12 protein-coding genes and 1 pseudogene are annotated in these 13,179 nt (G+C 74.3%); 10 read left to right on the top strand and 3 right to left on the bottom strand.

Going from position 1 to position 13,179, the window contains the following annotated elements; translation table 11 throughout:
* Positions 1 to 122 precede the first annotated feature (122 nt).
* Positions 123 to 1,405 (bottom strand): annotated as a pseudogene (locus QMQ26_RS34690) (ROK family transcriptional regulator).
* 84 nt (positions 1,406 to 1,489) lie between these two features.
* On the opposite strand from QMQ26_RS34690, the gene QMQ26_RS34685 reads away from it, so the two are divergent.
* The 3 genes from QMQ26_RS34685 to QMQ26_RS34675 all read left to right on the top strand — a co-directional run bounded on the left by QMQ26_RS34685 (position 1,490) and on the right by QMQ26_RS34675 (position 4,783).
* Positions 1,490 to 2,686, top strand: a complete 1,197-nt coding sequence (locus QMQ26_RS34685; RefSeq protein ID WP_282204082.1) for an MFS transporter — start codon at positions 1,490 to 1,492, stop codon at positions 2,684 to 2,686.
* Between the two features lie 304 nt (positions 2,687 to 2,990).
* Positions 2,991 to 3,896, top strand: a complete 906-nt coding sequence (locus QMQ26_RS34680; protein ID WP_282204081.1) for a deoxyribonuclease IV — start codon at positions 2,991 to 2,993, stop codon at positions 3,894 to 3,896.
* Between the two features lie 71 nt (positions 3,897 to 3,967).
* Entirely contained in the window at positions 3,968 to 4,783 is an 816-nt protein-coding gene (locus QMQ26_RS34675) for a TVP38/TMEM64 family protein (protein ID WP_282204080.1), read from the top strand.
* 199 nt (positions 4,784 to 4,982) lie between these two features.
* On the opposite strand, the gene QMQ26_RS34670 is transcribed toward QMQ26_RS34675, so the two are convergent.
* A complete protein-coding gene (locus QMQ26_RS34670; RefSeq protein ID WP_282204079.1) occupies positions 4,983 to 5,339 on the bottom strand; it encodes a YrdB family protein in 357 nt (118 codons plus the stop codon).
* A 210-nt stretch (positions 5,340 to 5,549) separates the two neighbouring features.
* On the opposite strand from QMQ26_RS34670, the gene QMQ26_RS34665 reads away from it, so the two are divergent.
* From QMQ26_RS34665 to QMQ26_RS34645, 5 genes are all read left to right on the top strand, one after another.
* The gene (locus QMQ26_RS34665) at positions 5,550 to 6,077 is read left to right on the top strand and encodes a DinB family protein (protein ID WP_282204078.1); all 528 of its coding nucleotides are present in this window, start codon (positions 5,550 to 5,552) and stop codon (positions 6,075 to 6,077) included.
* A gap of 418 nt (positions 6,078 to 6,495) precedes the next feature.
* Complete coding sequence (locus QMQ26_RS34660; protein WP_282204077.1) at positions 6,496 to 6,855, top strand: cell division protein SepF; 360 nt, start codon at positions 6,496 to 6,498, stop codon at positions 6,853 to 6,855.
* A gap of 178 nt (positions 6,856 to 7,033) precedes the next feature.
* Positions 7,034 to 7,585 (top strand): TetR/AcrR family transcriptional regulator, encoded by a 552-nt coding sequence (locus tag QMQ26_RS34655; protein WP_282204076.1) that lies wholly within the window; start codon positions 7,034 to 7,036, stop codon positions 7,583 to 7,585.
* A complete protein-coding gene (locus QMQ26_RS34650) occupies positions 7,585 to 9,201 on the top strand; it encodes an MFS transporter (protein ID WP_282204075.1) in 1,617 nt (538 codons plus the stop codon). The genes QMQ26_RS34655 and QMQ26_RS34650 overlap by 1 nt, the downstream gene beginning before the upstream one ends.
* A gap of 265 nt (positions 9,202 to 9,466) precedes the next feature.
* Positions 9,467 to 10,159, top strand: a complete 693-nt coding sequence (locus QMQ26_RS34645) for a hypothetical protein (RefSeq protein WP_282204074.1) — start codon at positions 9,467 to 9,469, stop codon at positions 10,157 to 10,159.
* 144 nt (positions 10,160 to 10,303) lie between these two features.
* On the opposite strand, the gene QMQ26_RS34640 is transcribed toward QMQ26_RS34645, so the two are convergent.
* A complete protein-coding gene (locus QMQ26_RS34640) occupies positions 10,304 to 10,591 on the bottom strand; it encodes a hypothetical protein (RefSeq protein WP_282204073.1) in 288 nt (95 codons plus the stop codon).
* A gap of 240 nt (positions 10,592 to 10,831) precedes the next feature.
* On the opposite strand from QMQ26_RS34640, the gene QMQ26_RS34635 reads away from it, so the two are divergent.
* Both QMQ26_RS34635 and QMQ26_RS34630 read left to right on the top strand, forming a co-directional pair.
* Positions 10,832 to 11,944, top strand: coding sequence for a right-handed parallel beta-helix repeat-containing protein (locus tag QMQ26_RS34635; protein ID WP_282204072.1), 1,113 nt, complete (start codon positions 10,832 to 10,834; stop codon positions 11,942 to 11,944).
* 205 nt (positions 11,945 to 12,149) lie between these two features.
* Complete coding sequence (locus tag QMQ26_RS34630; RefSeq protein ID WP_100840510.1) at positions 12,150 to 13,142, top strand: methyltransferase; 993 nt, start codon at positions 12,150 to 12,152, stop codon at positions 13,140 to 13,142.
* Positions 13,143 to 13,179: the final 37 nt, after the last annotated feature.

Here is a 13,179-nt window from a genome sequence, read left to right as displayed (position 1 = left end):
GAGGACGGCTACGCCCCGGTGCCGCCACGGCGAAGGGCGGAGCCCCGGTTCGGCAGCACCGACGGGTCATCGGCCCCGGTACTCGGCACGGCGCTCCGCGCGGCGCGCGCCAGGTCGCGCTCTCAGTCGCCCCCGAACAGTTCCCGTCGCGCCGCGTCCCCAGCGGTCAGCACGGCGCCCGCCAGGACGGCGCCGCCGCCCGCGGTACCGGCCCGCACCTCGGTGGCAAGCGGGGAGAGCCGGGTGAGATGGCGTTCGACCCGACCGGCCAGTTCGGAGCCGCCGGCCTGTCCGATCTCGCCGCCCAGCACCACGCATCCCGGGTCGAGCACGACGCAGATCGCGGAGGCCCCGACGGCGATCCGCAGTGCGAGTTCGTCCAGGAAGTCGTCGGCGCCGGTCTCGACGGCCCGGCGGACCACGGCCTCGGCGGCGGGTTCCCGGTCCTTGGCCACGCCCCCGGCTCGGGTTCCGCCCGCGCTCCCGACACCAGCCCCGGCGCCGGCCCTGACACCGGCACCGATCTCGACCTTGAGCCCGTGGCGGGCGGCGAGTTCGCAGACCGCCGCGCTCGACACCGTGGAGTGGAAGCCGTTGTCGCACTTCTTCGAATCCGGCAGACCGATGGTCCCGGGTACGGGCAGGAAGCCGATCTCGCCGGTGCCCCCGGAGGCCCGCGCCGCAGGCGACCGTCCAGCACCACGGAGGCGCCCACGCCGTGTCCGAGCCAGATCAGCGCGAAGTCCCGCCGGCCTTGGGCCGCGCCGATGCGGTGCTCGGCGATCCCGGCCAGGTTCACCTCGTTCTCGAGGATCACCTCCGTCCCGGGGCGCGCTCGCAGGGCGGCGAGCAGCTTGGTGTGCCATTCGGGCAGCTTGCCGGAGTTGTTGAGCGCGCCGGTCGTCGGGTCGACCAGGCCGGGAGCGCCGACGGCCACGGTGTGCAGTTCCCCGGCCCCGGCCTCGGCCGCGGTGGCGAGCAGCGCCTCGACGGTCCGCTCCACCAGCTGGTCGCCGTCCGCCGGCCCCCCGTGCGCGTCCACAACGGAGGCAGGAGTGGAGGCGGCGATGGTGGCCGTGCCGAGCGTCCGGCCGGTCAGGTCGGCGACCACCAGACTGACGCCGTTGGCGCGGATGTCGATGCCGGCGAGGTACGCGCGGTCGGCGACCAGTCCGTACAGGCGGGCGTTGGGGCCGCGGCGCAGCGCGGCGCTCTCGCCGGCGTGGGCGACCAGGCCGCTGCGCTGGAGTCGTTCGAGCAGGTCGGCGACGGTGGGCCGGGAGAGTCCGGTCAGCGCGCGCAGATCGGATGCGGTGAGCGGTCCCCGTTCGAGCAGCAGGTCGAGGGCAAGCCGGTCGTTGATGGCCCGGGCGGTGCTCGGCGTGGCGGTGCGAGCGGTCGTCATGAGCCTGCATCCTTCCAGAGGTTTCTATCAGGCAGGGTCCCTGATAGTTTATTGCCATCCGACCGACCCAAGGGGGAGCCCAGCATGGGCGAGACTCTCAAGGACGTCCAGCGCGCACGGATGAGCGTGGCGTTGGTGTTCGCCGTTCACGGTGCCGTCACCGGCACCTTCGTCAGCCGCATCCCGTGGATCAAGGACCACCTCCACCTGAGCCCGGGCCAGCTCGGTCTCGCCCTGGTGTTCCCGGCGGTCGGTGCGTCGGTGGCGATGCCGCTGGCCGGTCGGATCGTGCACCGCCTCGGCGCCCGGACGGCACTGCAGGGCCTGTTGACGCTGTGGTGCATGTCGCTGGCGCTGCCCGCGCTCTCCCCCAACCTGGCGGTCTTCTGTCTGGCGCTGTTCCTCTACGGCGCGACGGCCGGCATGTCGGATGTCGCGATGAACGCGCAGGGCGTCGAGGTCGAGGAGCGGATCGGTCGGTCGATCATGTCCGGCCTGCACGGCATGTGGAGCGTCGGCGGCCTGGTCGCCTCCGCGTTCGGTGTCCTGGCGGCCCATCAGCACGCCGACGCCCGGGTGCAGTACGCGGTGACCGCGGCGGTCCTCGTGCTGCTCGCCCAGGTGGTGTCGCGCGGGGTGCTGGACGTCCGGCCGGCAGCCGAGGAGGAAGCCCCGCCGCGTTTCGCGCTGCCTCCGAAGGAAGCGATGGTCATCGGCCTGGTCGGGTTCTGTGCGGTGTTCGCCGAGGGTGCGTCGATGGACTGGAGCGGGGTCTACCTCCGTGACATCACCGGCGCCTCCTCCTCCGTCGCCGCCGCCTGCTTCACCGCCTTCGCCGCCACCATGGCCGCGGCCCGCCTGGCCGGTGACGCGGTCGTCCGCCGGCTCGGCCCGGTGCGCGCCGTCCGGCTGAGCGGCATGGTCGCCACCGTCGGCGGTCTGCTGGTGGTGCTCGCCGACTCCCCGTACCTGGCCATCCCGGGCTTCGCGCTGATCGGCATCGGCATCGCCGTGGTCGTTCCGCTCGCGTTCGCCGCGGCGGGCCGGGCGGGCACCAACCCGAGCCAGTCCATCGCCGGCGTCGCCACCATCACGTACACCTCCGGCCTGGTCGCCCCGGCCGTGGTCGGCGGCATCGCCCAGGCCAGCTCGCTCACGGTCTCCTTCGTCGCGGTCACGCTGCTCGTCGCCGCGCTGGTCCCCTCCGCGACGGCGATGCGCCACCGCAAGTCGGTGGACGTCCCGGTCGCGACCTCCGGTTCCTTGGAGCCGACCCACTGACGGACGGCCGGACCATGGGCGGACGGACGTCCGCCGAGGGGCGCGGGAAATCCACTCCCGCGCCCCTCGGCACGTCCAGGGTCCAGAGCGCCGCCCCGCCCTCGGCCCGCCCGTCTCGGTCCCGTACCCGTCCCCGTAGTACCCGTCCCCGTAGTGGCCGTCGCCGCCCGCTGCGACCGCCACCAGCCACCCGCCCTCGCCCCCAGCCACCAGCCACCCGCCACCCGCCACCCGCCACCCGCCACCGAGAGTGGGTCGACCCCGGTGATCTGCGCCTCCGTCCTGCCGTGCGATGCTCGTGGTCATGGATTCCGCCCCGCGCAACCCGATCGGTGCCCACGTCCCCGTCGCCGGGAAGGGCCTGGTGGGGACGGGGCTGGCCTACGCCGAGAAGGTCGGGGCGGAGGCGGTGCAGGTGTTCGTCGCCAACCCGCGCGGGTGGGCGACCCCGGCCGGGAACCCGGCACACGACCTGGCCTTCCGGACGGCCTGCGCCGAGCGGGGCGTCCCGGCGTACGTGCACGCGCCGTACCTGATCAACTTCGGCTCCGACTCGGACGCGACCCGGGAGCGTTCCGCCGAGTCGCTGACGCACTCGCTGCACCGTTCGGCGGCCATCGGCGCCCTCGGCACGGTCGTGCACACCGGGTCCGCGCTCTGCGGCACCCGCGCGGAGGCGCTGGCCCAGGTCCGCGAGCAGGTGCTGCCGATCCTGGACGGCCTCGACCGGTACGGCCCCGACGCCCCCTGGCTGCTGCTGGAACCGACGGCCGGCCAGGGCAGCTCGCTCTGCTCCCGGATGGAGGACCTCGCCGCCTACTTGGACGCCCTCGACCACCACCCGCTGGTCGGCGTCTGCCTGGACACCTGCCACGCCTTCGCGGCCGGCCACGACCTGGCCGCGCCGGACGGGGCCGACGAGCTCTTCGACGCCCTGCACCGGGCGATCGGACCCGGCCGGTTGCGGCTGATCCACGCCAACGACTCGCAGGACGTCGCGGGCGCCCGCAAGGACCGCCACGAGAACATCGGCGCCGGTCACATCGGCGCGGCCGCGTTCGAGGCGCTGCTCGCGCACCCGGCCACCGCCGGCGTCCCCCTGGTCATCGAGACCCCGGACGGCCGCCACGACCCCGCCCGGGTCGAGGGCGTCCGGCACTCCGCCGACATCGCCCTGCTCAAGCGACTGCGCCGCCCGGCCAACCCGTGAGCGTCCGCCCACCCGGCCGGGGGGCGTACCTCCCGGGCGGTACGGCCCTCGGCGCGGGTTAAGCTCCCCGGGTGCACGCTCCGCAGCCGATAGCCGCGCCCGCCACCCCGGCCGAAACCGCCACCCCCACCGAGCCCGGCACCGGCACCGGCACTCCGGCGGACCCCGCCGAGGCCGGCACCGGCGCCCCCGCGCCCCGCGCCGACGCCCCGGAATTCCCCATCGACGACCCGCAGCACCGGACGGCACACCGTCCACACCGCGGGGCGCTGCTGCGCCTGGGCGCGCTGTTCGCCGTGCTGGCCGCCGCCGCGGGCTCGCTGCTGCTGTGGGACCCGTCCGCCGTCCTGTCCGCCGCCTCGGGGCCGTGGCGGGTCCCGATCGCGCTCGCCGCGTACGGCTTCGGGACGGTGGCCTTCCTCCCCCGTCCGGCGCTGAACGCGGGCATGGGGGTGCTGTTCGGTTCGCTGTGGGGCGTGCCATTGGCGATCGCGGGGTCGGCGATCGGCGCGGCGGTGGCGTTCGCGCTCGGACGTTCGCTGGGGCGCGAGGCACTGCGGCCGCTGGTGCGCGGCCGGGTGCTGACGGAGATCGACCGGCGCCTGGCCGAACAGGGCTTCCGCAGCGTGCTGCTGATCCGGCTGTTCCCGGGCGCGCCGTTCCAGGCCGGCAACTTCGCGTGCGCGTTCTCCGGCGTCAGGTTCTGGCCGTACCTGGCGGCCACCGTCCTCGGCGTGGTACCGACCACCGCCGCGTACGTGGTCGCCGGAGCGAGCGCGGGTTCGCCCACCTCCCCGGCCTTCCTGATCTCCGTGGGGGTGATCACCGCGATGTGCGTGTTCAGCGCCGTCTCGCTCTGGCGCGCCCGCCCCCGCCGCTCCGCCTGACCGCCTGACCGCCGCCGCGCCTTAGTACCCGACGCCCGCCTCACCGGCCGAGCAGGACCGGTCACGCCGGAGCCCCCGCGCCGAAGTCCTTCGCAGCGAGTCCGTCATCGGTCCGCGCCGCGCGGTGGGAACGACGCGATACGGCGCCGACGGCATGCCCTACCCGGAACGGGCCAGCCCCTCGGCTCAGACCGTCCGCCTAGCGCTCGATCGCGGGCGACCACTCGCCGAGCGACCACAGCACCAGCGTGTTGACGGCCATCACGACGCCGAGCCCGAACGCCCACCCGGAGTGTCCGCCGGCCGCCAGCAGCGCGACTGCACCGCCCCAGACCAGCAGTTGCACCCCGTACCAGAGCAGGGCCGAGTCGCGCACCGGCCGCCGGGGCGCCGCGTAGCGGCCCCACAGCACGACCGCGAGCACCGGCAGCGCCAGCGCGATCAGCGTCCGCAGCACGACCGGGCCGTCCGCCCACACCCCGTAACCGCCGACGGCCAGCGCCGCCAGCGAGGCCAGTTCCAGCAGCAGGCGCAGCGCCAGCTGAGTGCCCGTCACCACCTTGCGCACGCTCGCCTCCACCCGTTCCCCGCCACACCGGCAACACCAGCCACCACGATCATCCGATCCTCCCACCACAACCCCGTCCCGCCCCGCCCAGCCCGGCCCGGCCCGGGAACGGGAACGGGAACGGAACGGAAACGGAAACGGAAACGGCCGTCCGAAAACGGTTCGCCCGTCCCGCCCGGGCTGCCCCACCATGTCCGCATGACGAACACGGCCCCCGCCACCACCCGCACCAGCCCGCCCTTCGCCGCCGACGAGGCGACCATGCTCGGCGCCTGGCTGGACTTCCACCGCGCCACGCTCGCCCTCAAGTGCGAGGGGCTGACACCCGATCAACTGCGCCGGCGCGCCTGTCCGCCGTCCTCGCTGTCCCTGCTCGGCCTGGTACGGCACATGACGGAGGTGGAGCGCCACTGGTTCCGCGCGGTGCTGGACGGCCAGGACCTGGGGCCGTCCGGCCGCTACTGGACGGAGGAGTTCCCGGACGGCGACTTCGATCTGGTGGACGGGGCCGATCCGGTCGCCGACACCGCGGCCTGGCAGGAGGAGGTGACGTTCGCCCGGTCCGCAACCGCCGGTGTGTCGTTGGACACGGTCGGCAAGGGCCGGTGGCGCGGCAACGAAGTGACGCTCCGTTGGGTCCTGGTGCACATGATCGAGGAGTACGCCCGTCACAACGGCCACGCCGACCTGCTTCGGGAACGAATCGACGGCTCCACCGGCGAGTAGCCCGTCCGCACCGCGCGGGACGCCACGCCCGTGTGACGCACGCCGCGCCGCGCGCCACCCCCCCTCGTGCGCGCCCCCCGTTCGCGACCCGCCACTCCCGGGTGAAGCCGTTACATGATTGTTGACACATAGTCAACTAGCTTCCGGGTAGCACCGATAGGGTCGTCCCGCGCAACCGTTTACCGGCCGGTGGCGTCGTTGCGGACATCCGGGGAGCCATGGATTTCCCCGCGCGCCACAACTCGTCCAGCGGGTACAAGCGGGCACATCCACGGTGATCAGTGCGATACTCGGACAGTTCCAACAAGTGGATGACGTGTCAAAACGACCCGTCGTCCCCCGGGGGACGAGTACGGAACGAGACAGGGAGGCGCGGCTAATGGGAGCACTTCGCGACGAGCACCACAACGGGTGGCTGATGCCTTCCGGAAGCTACCCGGCCGCGATGTACGAGGAACCGTGGGAGGGCGAGGAGACGCTGCCGAGCAGCGTCCAGACCGGCCCCTCCAAGATCGTCTCGCTCCGACCGACGGGCTTCGAGGCCGCCCGCACCGTCGGCGAGCACATCCGCGCCGCCACCCCGGTGGTCATGGACCTCACCGAGATGGACGACGCCGAGGCCAAGCGCATGGTCGACTTCGCCTCCGGCCTGATCTTCGGCACCCGCGGCGGCATCGAGCGGATCGCCCGCCGAGTGTTCCTGCTGACCCCGGCCGACGTCGAGGTGACGGTCATCGACCGCCCGCTCGACGAGTCGGGCTTCTACAACCAGAGCTGACCGCCCGGCCCCGGCCGCAAGCCCCACCGACACCCACGGACCCGCGCCCCGCGCGGGGTCTTCGGCATGCCCGGAAGCACCCACCCCGCCCCATCCTGCACCCGTATCCGCACCCCGCCGGTGAGACGCACGTCGAAATTTTGAGACATTGATGTCTCAGTTGCGCTATTCTCTTCTCATGGCAACCGACCGCGACTCCGTCCTGGAGGCAGCCGTGGGCATCCTGTCCCGGCGCCCGACGGCCCATCTCGACGAGATCGCCCGCGCCGCCGGGATCAGCCGGGCCACGCTGCACCGGATCTTCCCGGGCCGCGAGGCCCTGATCCTGGAGGTGGGCGCCCTCGGCCTGCGCCGCTTCTCCTCCGCGCTCGATGCCGCGCGGGTGGAGGAGGGCAACGCCGAGGCCGCGCTGCGCCGGCTGGTGGACGCGGTGGTGCCGGATGCCGCGCTGTGCGCCTTCCTGGCCGGTGAGAACCAGCTGTACGACCACGCGGAGATCAACGACCTCTGGGAGACGCAGGACGCCCGGGTCCGCGCGCTGTTCCTGCGCGGCCAGCAGGAGGGGGTGTTCCGCGTCGAGCTCTCGGCCGCCTGGCTGAGCGAGGCGTTCTTCGACCTGGTGGCCGGCATCGGCTGGGCCGTGCAGGAAGGCCGGCTCGCCCCCCGCGAAAGCGCGTTCTCGCTCGCCGAGCTGTTCCTCGGCGGTGCTCTACGGAGATCTGATACCTGATGAGTTCCACCCCCGTCACCCGGTCCGGCCACCGCTGGGCCGGTCTCGGCGTCCTCGTGCTCGCCGTCACCCTGGTGGCGGTGGACGCGACGGTGCTCTCCCTCGCCATCCCCTCGATCACCGAAACCCTCCGCCCGTCCGGCACCCAGCTGCTCTGGATCGGCGACGTCTACTCCTTCGTGCTGGCCGGCCTGCTGGTGTCGATGGGCGCGCTCAGCGACCGGCTGGGCCGCAAACGGGTGCTGCTGGCGGGTTCGGCCGCGTTCGGCGCGGCCTCGCTGCTGGCGGCGTACGCGCCGGGCCCGGGCTGGCTGGTGCTGGCCCGGGCGCTGCTCGGCGTGGCCGGCGCGACGATCATGCCGTCGACGCTCTCGCTGATCCGCACGCTGTTCCCGGACACCCGGGAGCGGGCCACCGCGATCGGCGTCTGGGGCGCGGGCGCGGCGGCCGGCGCCGCGCTGGGCCCGCTGGTGGGCGGCGTGCTGCTGGAGCACTTCTGGTGGGGGTCGGTGTTCCTGCTGAACCTGCCGGTGATGGTGCTGCTGCTGGCGCTGGGCGGCTGGCTGCTGCCGGAGTCCCGCGATCCGCGCCCGGGCCGGTGGGACGTGCTGAGCGTGCTGCTGTCGATGGCCGGGGTGATCGGCGTGGTGTACGGCGTCAAGGAGTTCGCTGTGCACGGCCTGGAGCGGTGGACGACCCCGCTGGTGTTCGCGCTGGGCGCGGTCGCGCTGGTGGTGTTCGTGCGGCGCCAGCTCCGGCTGGAGACCCCGCTGCTGGACGTCCGGCTGTTCCGGAACGCGCGGTTCACGGCGGCGGTGGTCTCCTCGCTGATCTGCCTGATCGGCCTGTCCGGCGTGATCTTCTTCATGTCGCAGTACCTCCAGCTGGTGCGCGGCTACTCCCCGCTGCACGCGGGCTTCGCCGAGATGCCGGCCTTCGTCGGCTCGGTGGCGGGCGGTCTGCTGACGGCCCGGCTGGTGCGGCGCGCGGGTGCCCGCCGGGTGCTGACGGCGAGCCTGTTCGTGATGGGCCTGGGCATCGGCGTGCTGGGCTTCGTCCGGGTGGACAGCGCGTACCTGCTGCTCGGCTCGTCCTTCCTGGCGCTGGGCACCGCCGAGGGCGTGGTGTACACCCTCTCCTCGGACCTGGTGCTGGGTGCCGCCCCGGCCGACCGGACGGGCGCCGCCTCGGCCGTGTCGGAGACGGCGTACGAGCTGGGCGCGGCGCTGGGCATCGCCCTGGTCGGCTCGATCGTGACGGCCCTGTACGCGGGTTCGCTGTCCGTTCCGGCGGGCGTCGATCCGGCGCTCGCGGAGCAGGCCCGCCAGTCGCTGGGCGGCGCCCTGGAGTCCGCGGCCGCCCTGCCCGCGGGCCCGGCCGGACAGCTGCTCGCCAGTGCGAACGGCGCGTTCGTGCACGGCGTCACGGTCGCGGCCTGGGTCTCGGCGGCCCTGCTGCTGGCCTCCGCCGCCCTCGCCCGCCACCTGCTGCGCGACCGGCCCGACCGCACCGCGACCGGCACCGTCGGCACCATCGCCGCCGGCACCGCGCAGCCGGCCGACCGCCCCGCCCCGCGGTCCGGAGCGGAACCCGCCAGGTCCCCCGCCCACCGCTGACCGCCACCCGCAGCCACAGCCACAGCCGCGCACCCGCCGTACCCGCCGTACCCATCCCGCTGCCCGCACCACCGATCTGACGGGACGTCCGGCTCCCCCAATGGCGCAGCGCCGCTGGCCCCGGGTGGCGCCGGGCTCGGACGATGGGGGCGTAGGGCGGAGGCGGACGTCCGGTTCCGCACGTCCGGGCGCGGGCCGTGGGCCTGCCGGAACGACCGCGGCGCGCACGGGCCCGGCGCGGTTCTGAGCGAAAGGGTGCATCGCGATGCGAGACGCGGAGCGGAACGGTTCGGGCCGGGGGCTGGTCCGGCAGGGCCGGGTGGGGCCGCCGCAGCGGCACCCGGTGCGGCGGCGGCCGGTCCGGCGCGGCCTGCGGGTCTCGCTGGCGCTGGCCGGCGCGGTGGCCGGGATCTCGGTGGTCGCGGCCTGCGGCGGCACCTCGGGCGAGAACCCGGTGCAGGCGGCGATGTCGACGTTCACGGTCGGTCCGCCGGAGACGGCGAGCTTCTCGGGCGAGCCGCCGTCCGCCTTCGCCTCCGCGCACGAGTCGGCGCTGGCCTCGGTCTCGGCCGCGCAGGCCAGCGCGTCCGAGCGCGCCGCCTCGTTCGAGGCCTCGGTGAACGCCCAGCTCGCGGCCACCCGGGCGAAGGCGGCGGAGGTCCTGGCGGCCGTCCCGGACGCGGGCAACGCGATCTCGGACGTGACGCTGACCGGCGTGCCGAACTCGACCTCCGGCAACCTGTCGGCGGCGATGGTCACCGTCACCAACAGCACCACCGAGACCCGCTCCTACGCGATCCAGGTCGACTTCACCGACAGCACCGGCAAGAGCGTGGACAGCCAGGCGGTCGGCATCGAGAACCTGGCCGCGGGGGCGACCGCGAATCCGATGGTGTTCAGCAAGGCGGGCCAGGGCGTGAACCTGCTCCCGGTGGTGGTGAAGTCCTACCGCTACTGACCGGGCACGCGGATGCCGGTGGGTCCACCGCACGAGTCGAGAGCGGTGGACCCACCGGCATCCGCGTGCCCGCATCTCCATGTGCCGGCATGTCGGTACGTCCGTATGTCCGTATGCCCGTGCGCACTCCGCCCCGGCACCGGGTCAGTTGACGGAGCGGAGGATGACGTCCTCGTAGTCCCAGGCCGGGTCGTCCGCGCCCTCCGCGTCCTGCCCCGTGACGGCCTCGTCGGCCGCCTGACCGGCCGCCTCGCCGATGGCCTCCGCGAAGGCGTCGGCGGCGGGTCCGCCGAAGGCGTCGGCGGCGGGTTCCACCAGCCGGAGGCCGGACCAGGGTTCGGTGCGGAGATCGGTGCCGTCGGCGCCGGTGGGGCGCAGGTCGGCGGCCAGGAGTTCGGTCTGCTCGGTGGTTCGTCCATTCTGCGTGTCCATGGGTCCATAGTGGTTCGGCCCGCCGGTGCGGGCCCGGTGCCCGGCCGCGGAGGCCCCCGATCGGGTGTACGGGTGGTACCCGCCTCGCTCTTCCGGCCCGCCGCCACCCGGTCGGCGGGTGCGGGCAACCCGTGCGAGCCAACCCGGCTGGCCGGGCCGGGGGCGCGACCATAGCTTCGAGGCGGCGGACGTGCCCTCATGCCGTCCGCGACCGCGACGTCTGGAAGCCGGCTGCTCTCGATGACTGCTCTCCTCGCTCCGACGCGCCCGCTGATCCGGGTCGCCGCCGTCCTGCTGTCCTGCGCCGCCTCGGTGCCCGCCGCGCTGGCCGCCGCCCCGGCTGCGGCGGCGCCCACCGGTCCGACCGTGTTCCGGGTCCCGCCCGGCGCGTCCGTGCAGGCCGCCCTGGACGCGGCCGCCCCGGGTGACGTGGTAGAACTCGCCGCGGGCCGCTACCCGGGCAGCCTGACACTCACCACCGACCGCGTGACCCTGCGCGGCCAGGGCACCGGCACCGTCCTGGTGCCCGATCCGGCCGACCGCGGCGCCTGCGCGCAGGCCGGTGACGGCGTGTGCGTGACGGGCGGTTCGGACCCGCAGGGCGTGCCGGTGCACCCGGTCTCGGGCGTGGTGGTGGAGGCGCTGACAGTGGCGGGCTTCGCCCGCAACGGCGTCGGCGCGGCCGTCACCGACCGGCTGACGGTGCGCGGGGTGGCGGTGCACGACAACGGCCTGCAGGGCATCAGTGTCGAGATGTCGACCCGTACCGTGCTGACCGACAACGAGGCCCGGGACAACGGCCAGGCGGGGATCTTCGTGGCCAACTGGTACGACCGCAAGGGCGGCGCGCTGGAGACCCTGGGCACCGAGGTGTCCGAGAACCGGCTGACCGGCAACCGGATCGGCCTGCAACTGCGCCGGGTGCGCGGGCTGACGGTGGCGGCCAACCTGGCGTCCGGGAACTGCGGCGGCCTGTTCGTGGTCGGCGACGACGGGGTGCCCCGGGCCGGGGCGCTGACCCTCCGGGACAACGTGGTGCGGGCGAACAACCGGTACTGCCCGCCCAATCCCCGGCTCGACTTCGTCCAGGGCACCGGCATCCTGCTGACCGGCACCGAGGACGTCACGGTCTCCGGCAACCAGGTCGCCGACCACACCGGGGCATCCCCGATGTCCGGCGGCATCGTGCTGTACCCGAGCGTGGTCGGCGCCCCCAACGCCCGGGCCACCGTCACCGGCAACGTCCTGCGCGACAACGTCCCCGCCGACCTGGCCGACCGGGACCCGCACGGCACCGGCCACACGTTCGCCGGCAACGTCTGCGGCACCTCCGAGCCCGCCGGCCACTGCTGAGCCACTCTCGCCCCGCTCCCCCACGCGGCCCCCACGCAGCCCCCACGCCCACCCTCCGACCCACCGACGAAAGGCCGTCCCCGTGACCTCCGCTCCGACCGCCCCGCCCAACCCGACCACCTCGCCGAACCCGCAGAACCCGCAGAACCCGCAGAACCCGCAGAACCCGCCGGAGTCGGTCGCGGCCCCGGCCGTCCCGCCCGCGATGCTGCTGCGCGAGCTGGTGTTCGGCGCCGCCTGCGCGGGCGCGGTCCGCGCCGCCGCCAGCCTGCGGCTGCCGGACGCGCTGGACGAGGAGCCCGCCACCGCCGAGCAGCTGGCCGGGCGGCTGGACGTCGAGCCCGGCCCGCTGCGGCGGCTGCTGCGCGCGCTGGCCTGCTACGAGGTGTTCGCCGAGGACGCCGACGGCCGCTACCGGCACACCCCGCTGTCGCGCCTGCTGCGCGCCGACGAGCCGGGCAGCCTGCGCGACATCGCGCTGTGGTGCACCGAGCCGTGGACCTGGCAGTCCTGGTCCCGGCTGGACGACGCGGTGCGCACCGGGCGCAGCGTGTTCGGCGACGCCTTCGGCAAGGAGTTCTTTCAGTACCTGCACGACGACGCGCCGGAGTCCGCGGCGCTGTTCAACCGGGCGATGACCCAGTCCAGCCGGCAGTCCGCGCAGGACCTGGCCGGTTTCCTCGACCTGGCGGGCGTCGCCTCGGTGGCGGACATCGGCGGCGGCCAGGGCCAGGTGCTGGCCGAGCTGATGGAGCGCCACCCCGACCTGCACGGCACCCTCCTGGACCTGCCGAAGGTGGTCGAGCACGCGGACCCGCGGCTGCTGCCCGGCGGGTCGCTGGCCGACCGGGCCCGGCTGGTGCCCGGGGACTGCCGCACGGCGGTGCCGGTGCAGGCGGACCTGTACCTGGTGAAGAACATCCTGGAGTGGGACGACGACTCCACCCGCCGGACGCTGCGCAACCTGCGCCAGGTGGCCCGTCCGGGCGCCCGGGTGGTGATCGTGGAGAACCTGGTGGACGACTCCCCCTCGATGCGGTTCACCACCGCGATGGACCTGCTGCTCCTGCTGAACGTCGGCGGCGCCAAGCACACCCTGGGCAGCCTGACCGCCCTGATCGCGGAGTCCGGCCTGCGGCTGGACGCGGTCGCCCCGGTCAACCCGTACCTGCACGCCTTCTCCTGCACCGTCCCGTAAACAGCCCCGTCGACGGCGCGCGCGGACGGACGCCGAC

It is taken from the genome of Kitasatospora fiedleri, from assembly GCF_948472415.1.
Lineage (GTDB): Bacteria > Actinomycetota > Actinomycetes > Streptomycetales > Streptomycetaceae > Kitasatospora > Kitasatospora fiedleri.
The sequence above is the reverse complement of the archived record's forward strand: the minus strand, read 5'-3'. Positions and strand labels throughout refer to the sequence as shown.

What these genes read in the sequence shown, in the direction of transcription:
- QMQ26_RS34685 (WP_282204082.1), top strand. Translation starts at nt 1,490, where the DNA reads ATGGGCGAGACTCTCAAGGACGTCCAGCGCGCACGGATGAGCGTGGCG.
- QMQ26_RS34680 (WP_282204081.1), top strand. Translation starts at nt 2,991, where the DNA reads ATGGATTCCGCCCCGCGCAACCCGATCGGTGCCCACGTCCCCGTCGCC.
- QMQ26_RS34665 (WP_282204078.1), top strand. Translation starts at nt 5,550, where the DNA reads ATGACGAACACGGCCCCCGCCACCACCCGCACCAGCCCGCCCTTCGCC.
- QMQ26_RS34660 (WP_282204077.1), top strand. Translation starts at nt 6,496, where the DNA reads ATGCCTTCCGGAAGCTACCCGGCCGCGATGTACGAGGAACCGTGGGAG.
- QMQ26_RS34655 (WP_282204076.1), top strand. Translation starts at nt 7,034, where the DNA reads ATGGCAACCGACCGCGACTCCGTCCTGGAGGCAGCCGTGGGCATCCTG.
- QMQ26_RS34650 (WP_282204075.1), top strand. Translation starts at nt 7,585, where the DNA reads ATGAGTTCCACCCCCGTCACCCGGTCCGGCCACCGCTGGGCCGGTCTC.
- QMQ26_RS34645 (WP_282204074.1), top strand. Translation starts at nt 9,467, where the DNA reads ATGCGAGACGCGGAGCGGAACGGTTCGGGCCGGGGGCTGGTCCGGCAG.
- QMQ26_RS34640 (WP_282204073.1), bottom strand. Translation starts at nt 10,591, where the DNA reads ATGGACACGCAGAATGGACGAACCACCGAGCAGACCGAACTCCTGGCC.
- QMQ26_RS34635 (WP_282204072.1), top strand. Translation starts at nt 10,832, where the DNA reads ATGACTGCTCTCCTCGCTCCGACGCGCCCGCTGATCCGGGTCGCCGCC.
- QMQ26_RS34630 (WP_100840510.1), top strand. Translation starts at nt 12,150, where the DNA reads ATGCTGCTGCGCGAGCTGGTGTTCGGCGCCGCCTGCGCGGGCGCGGTC.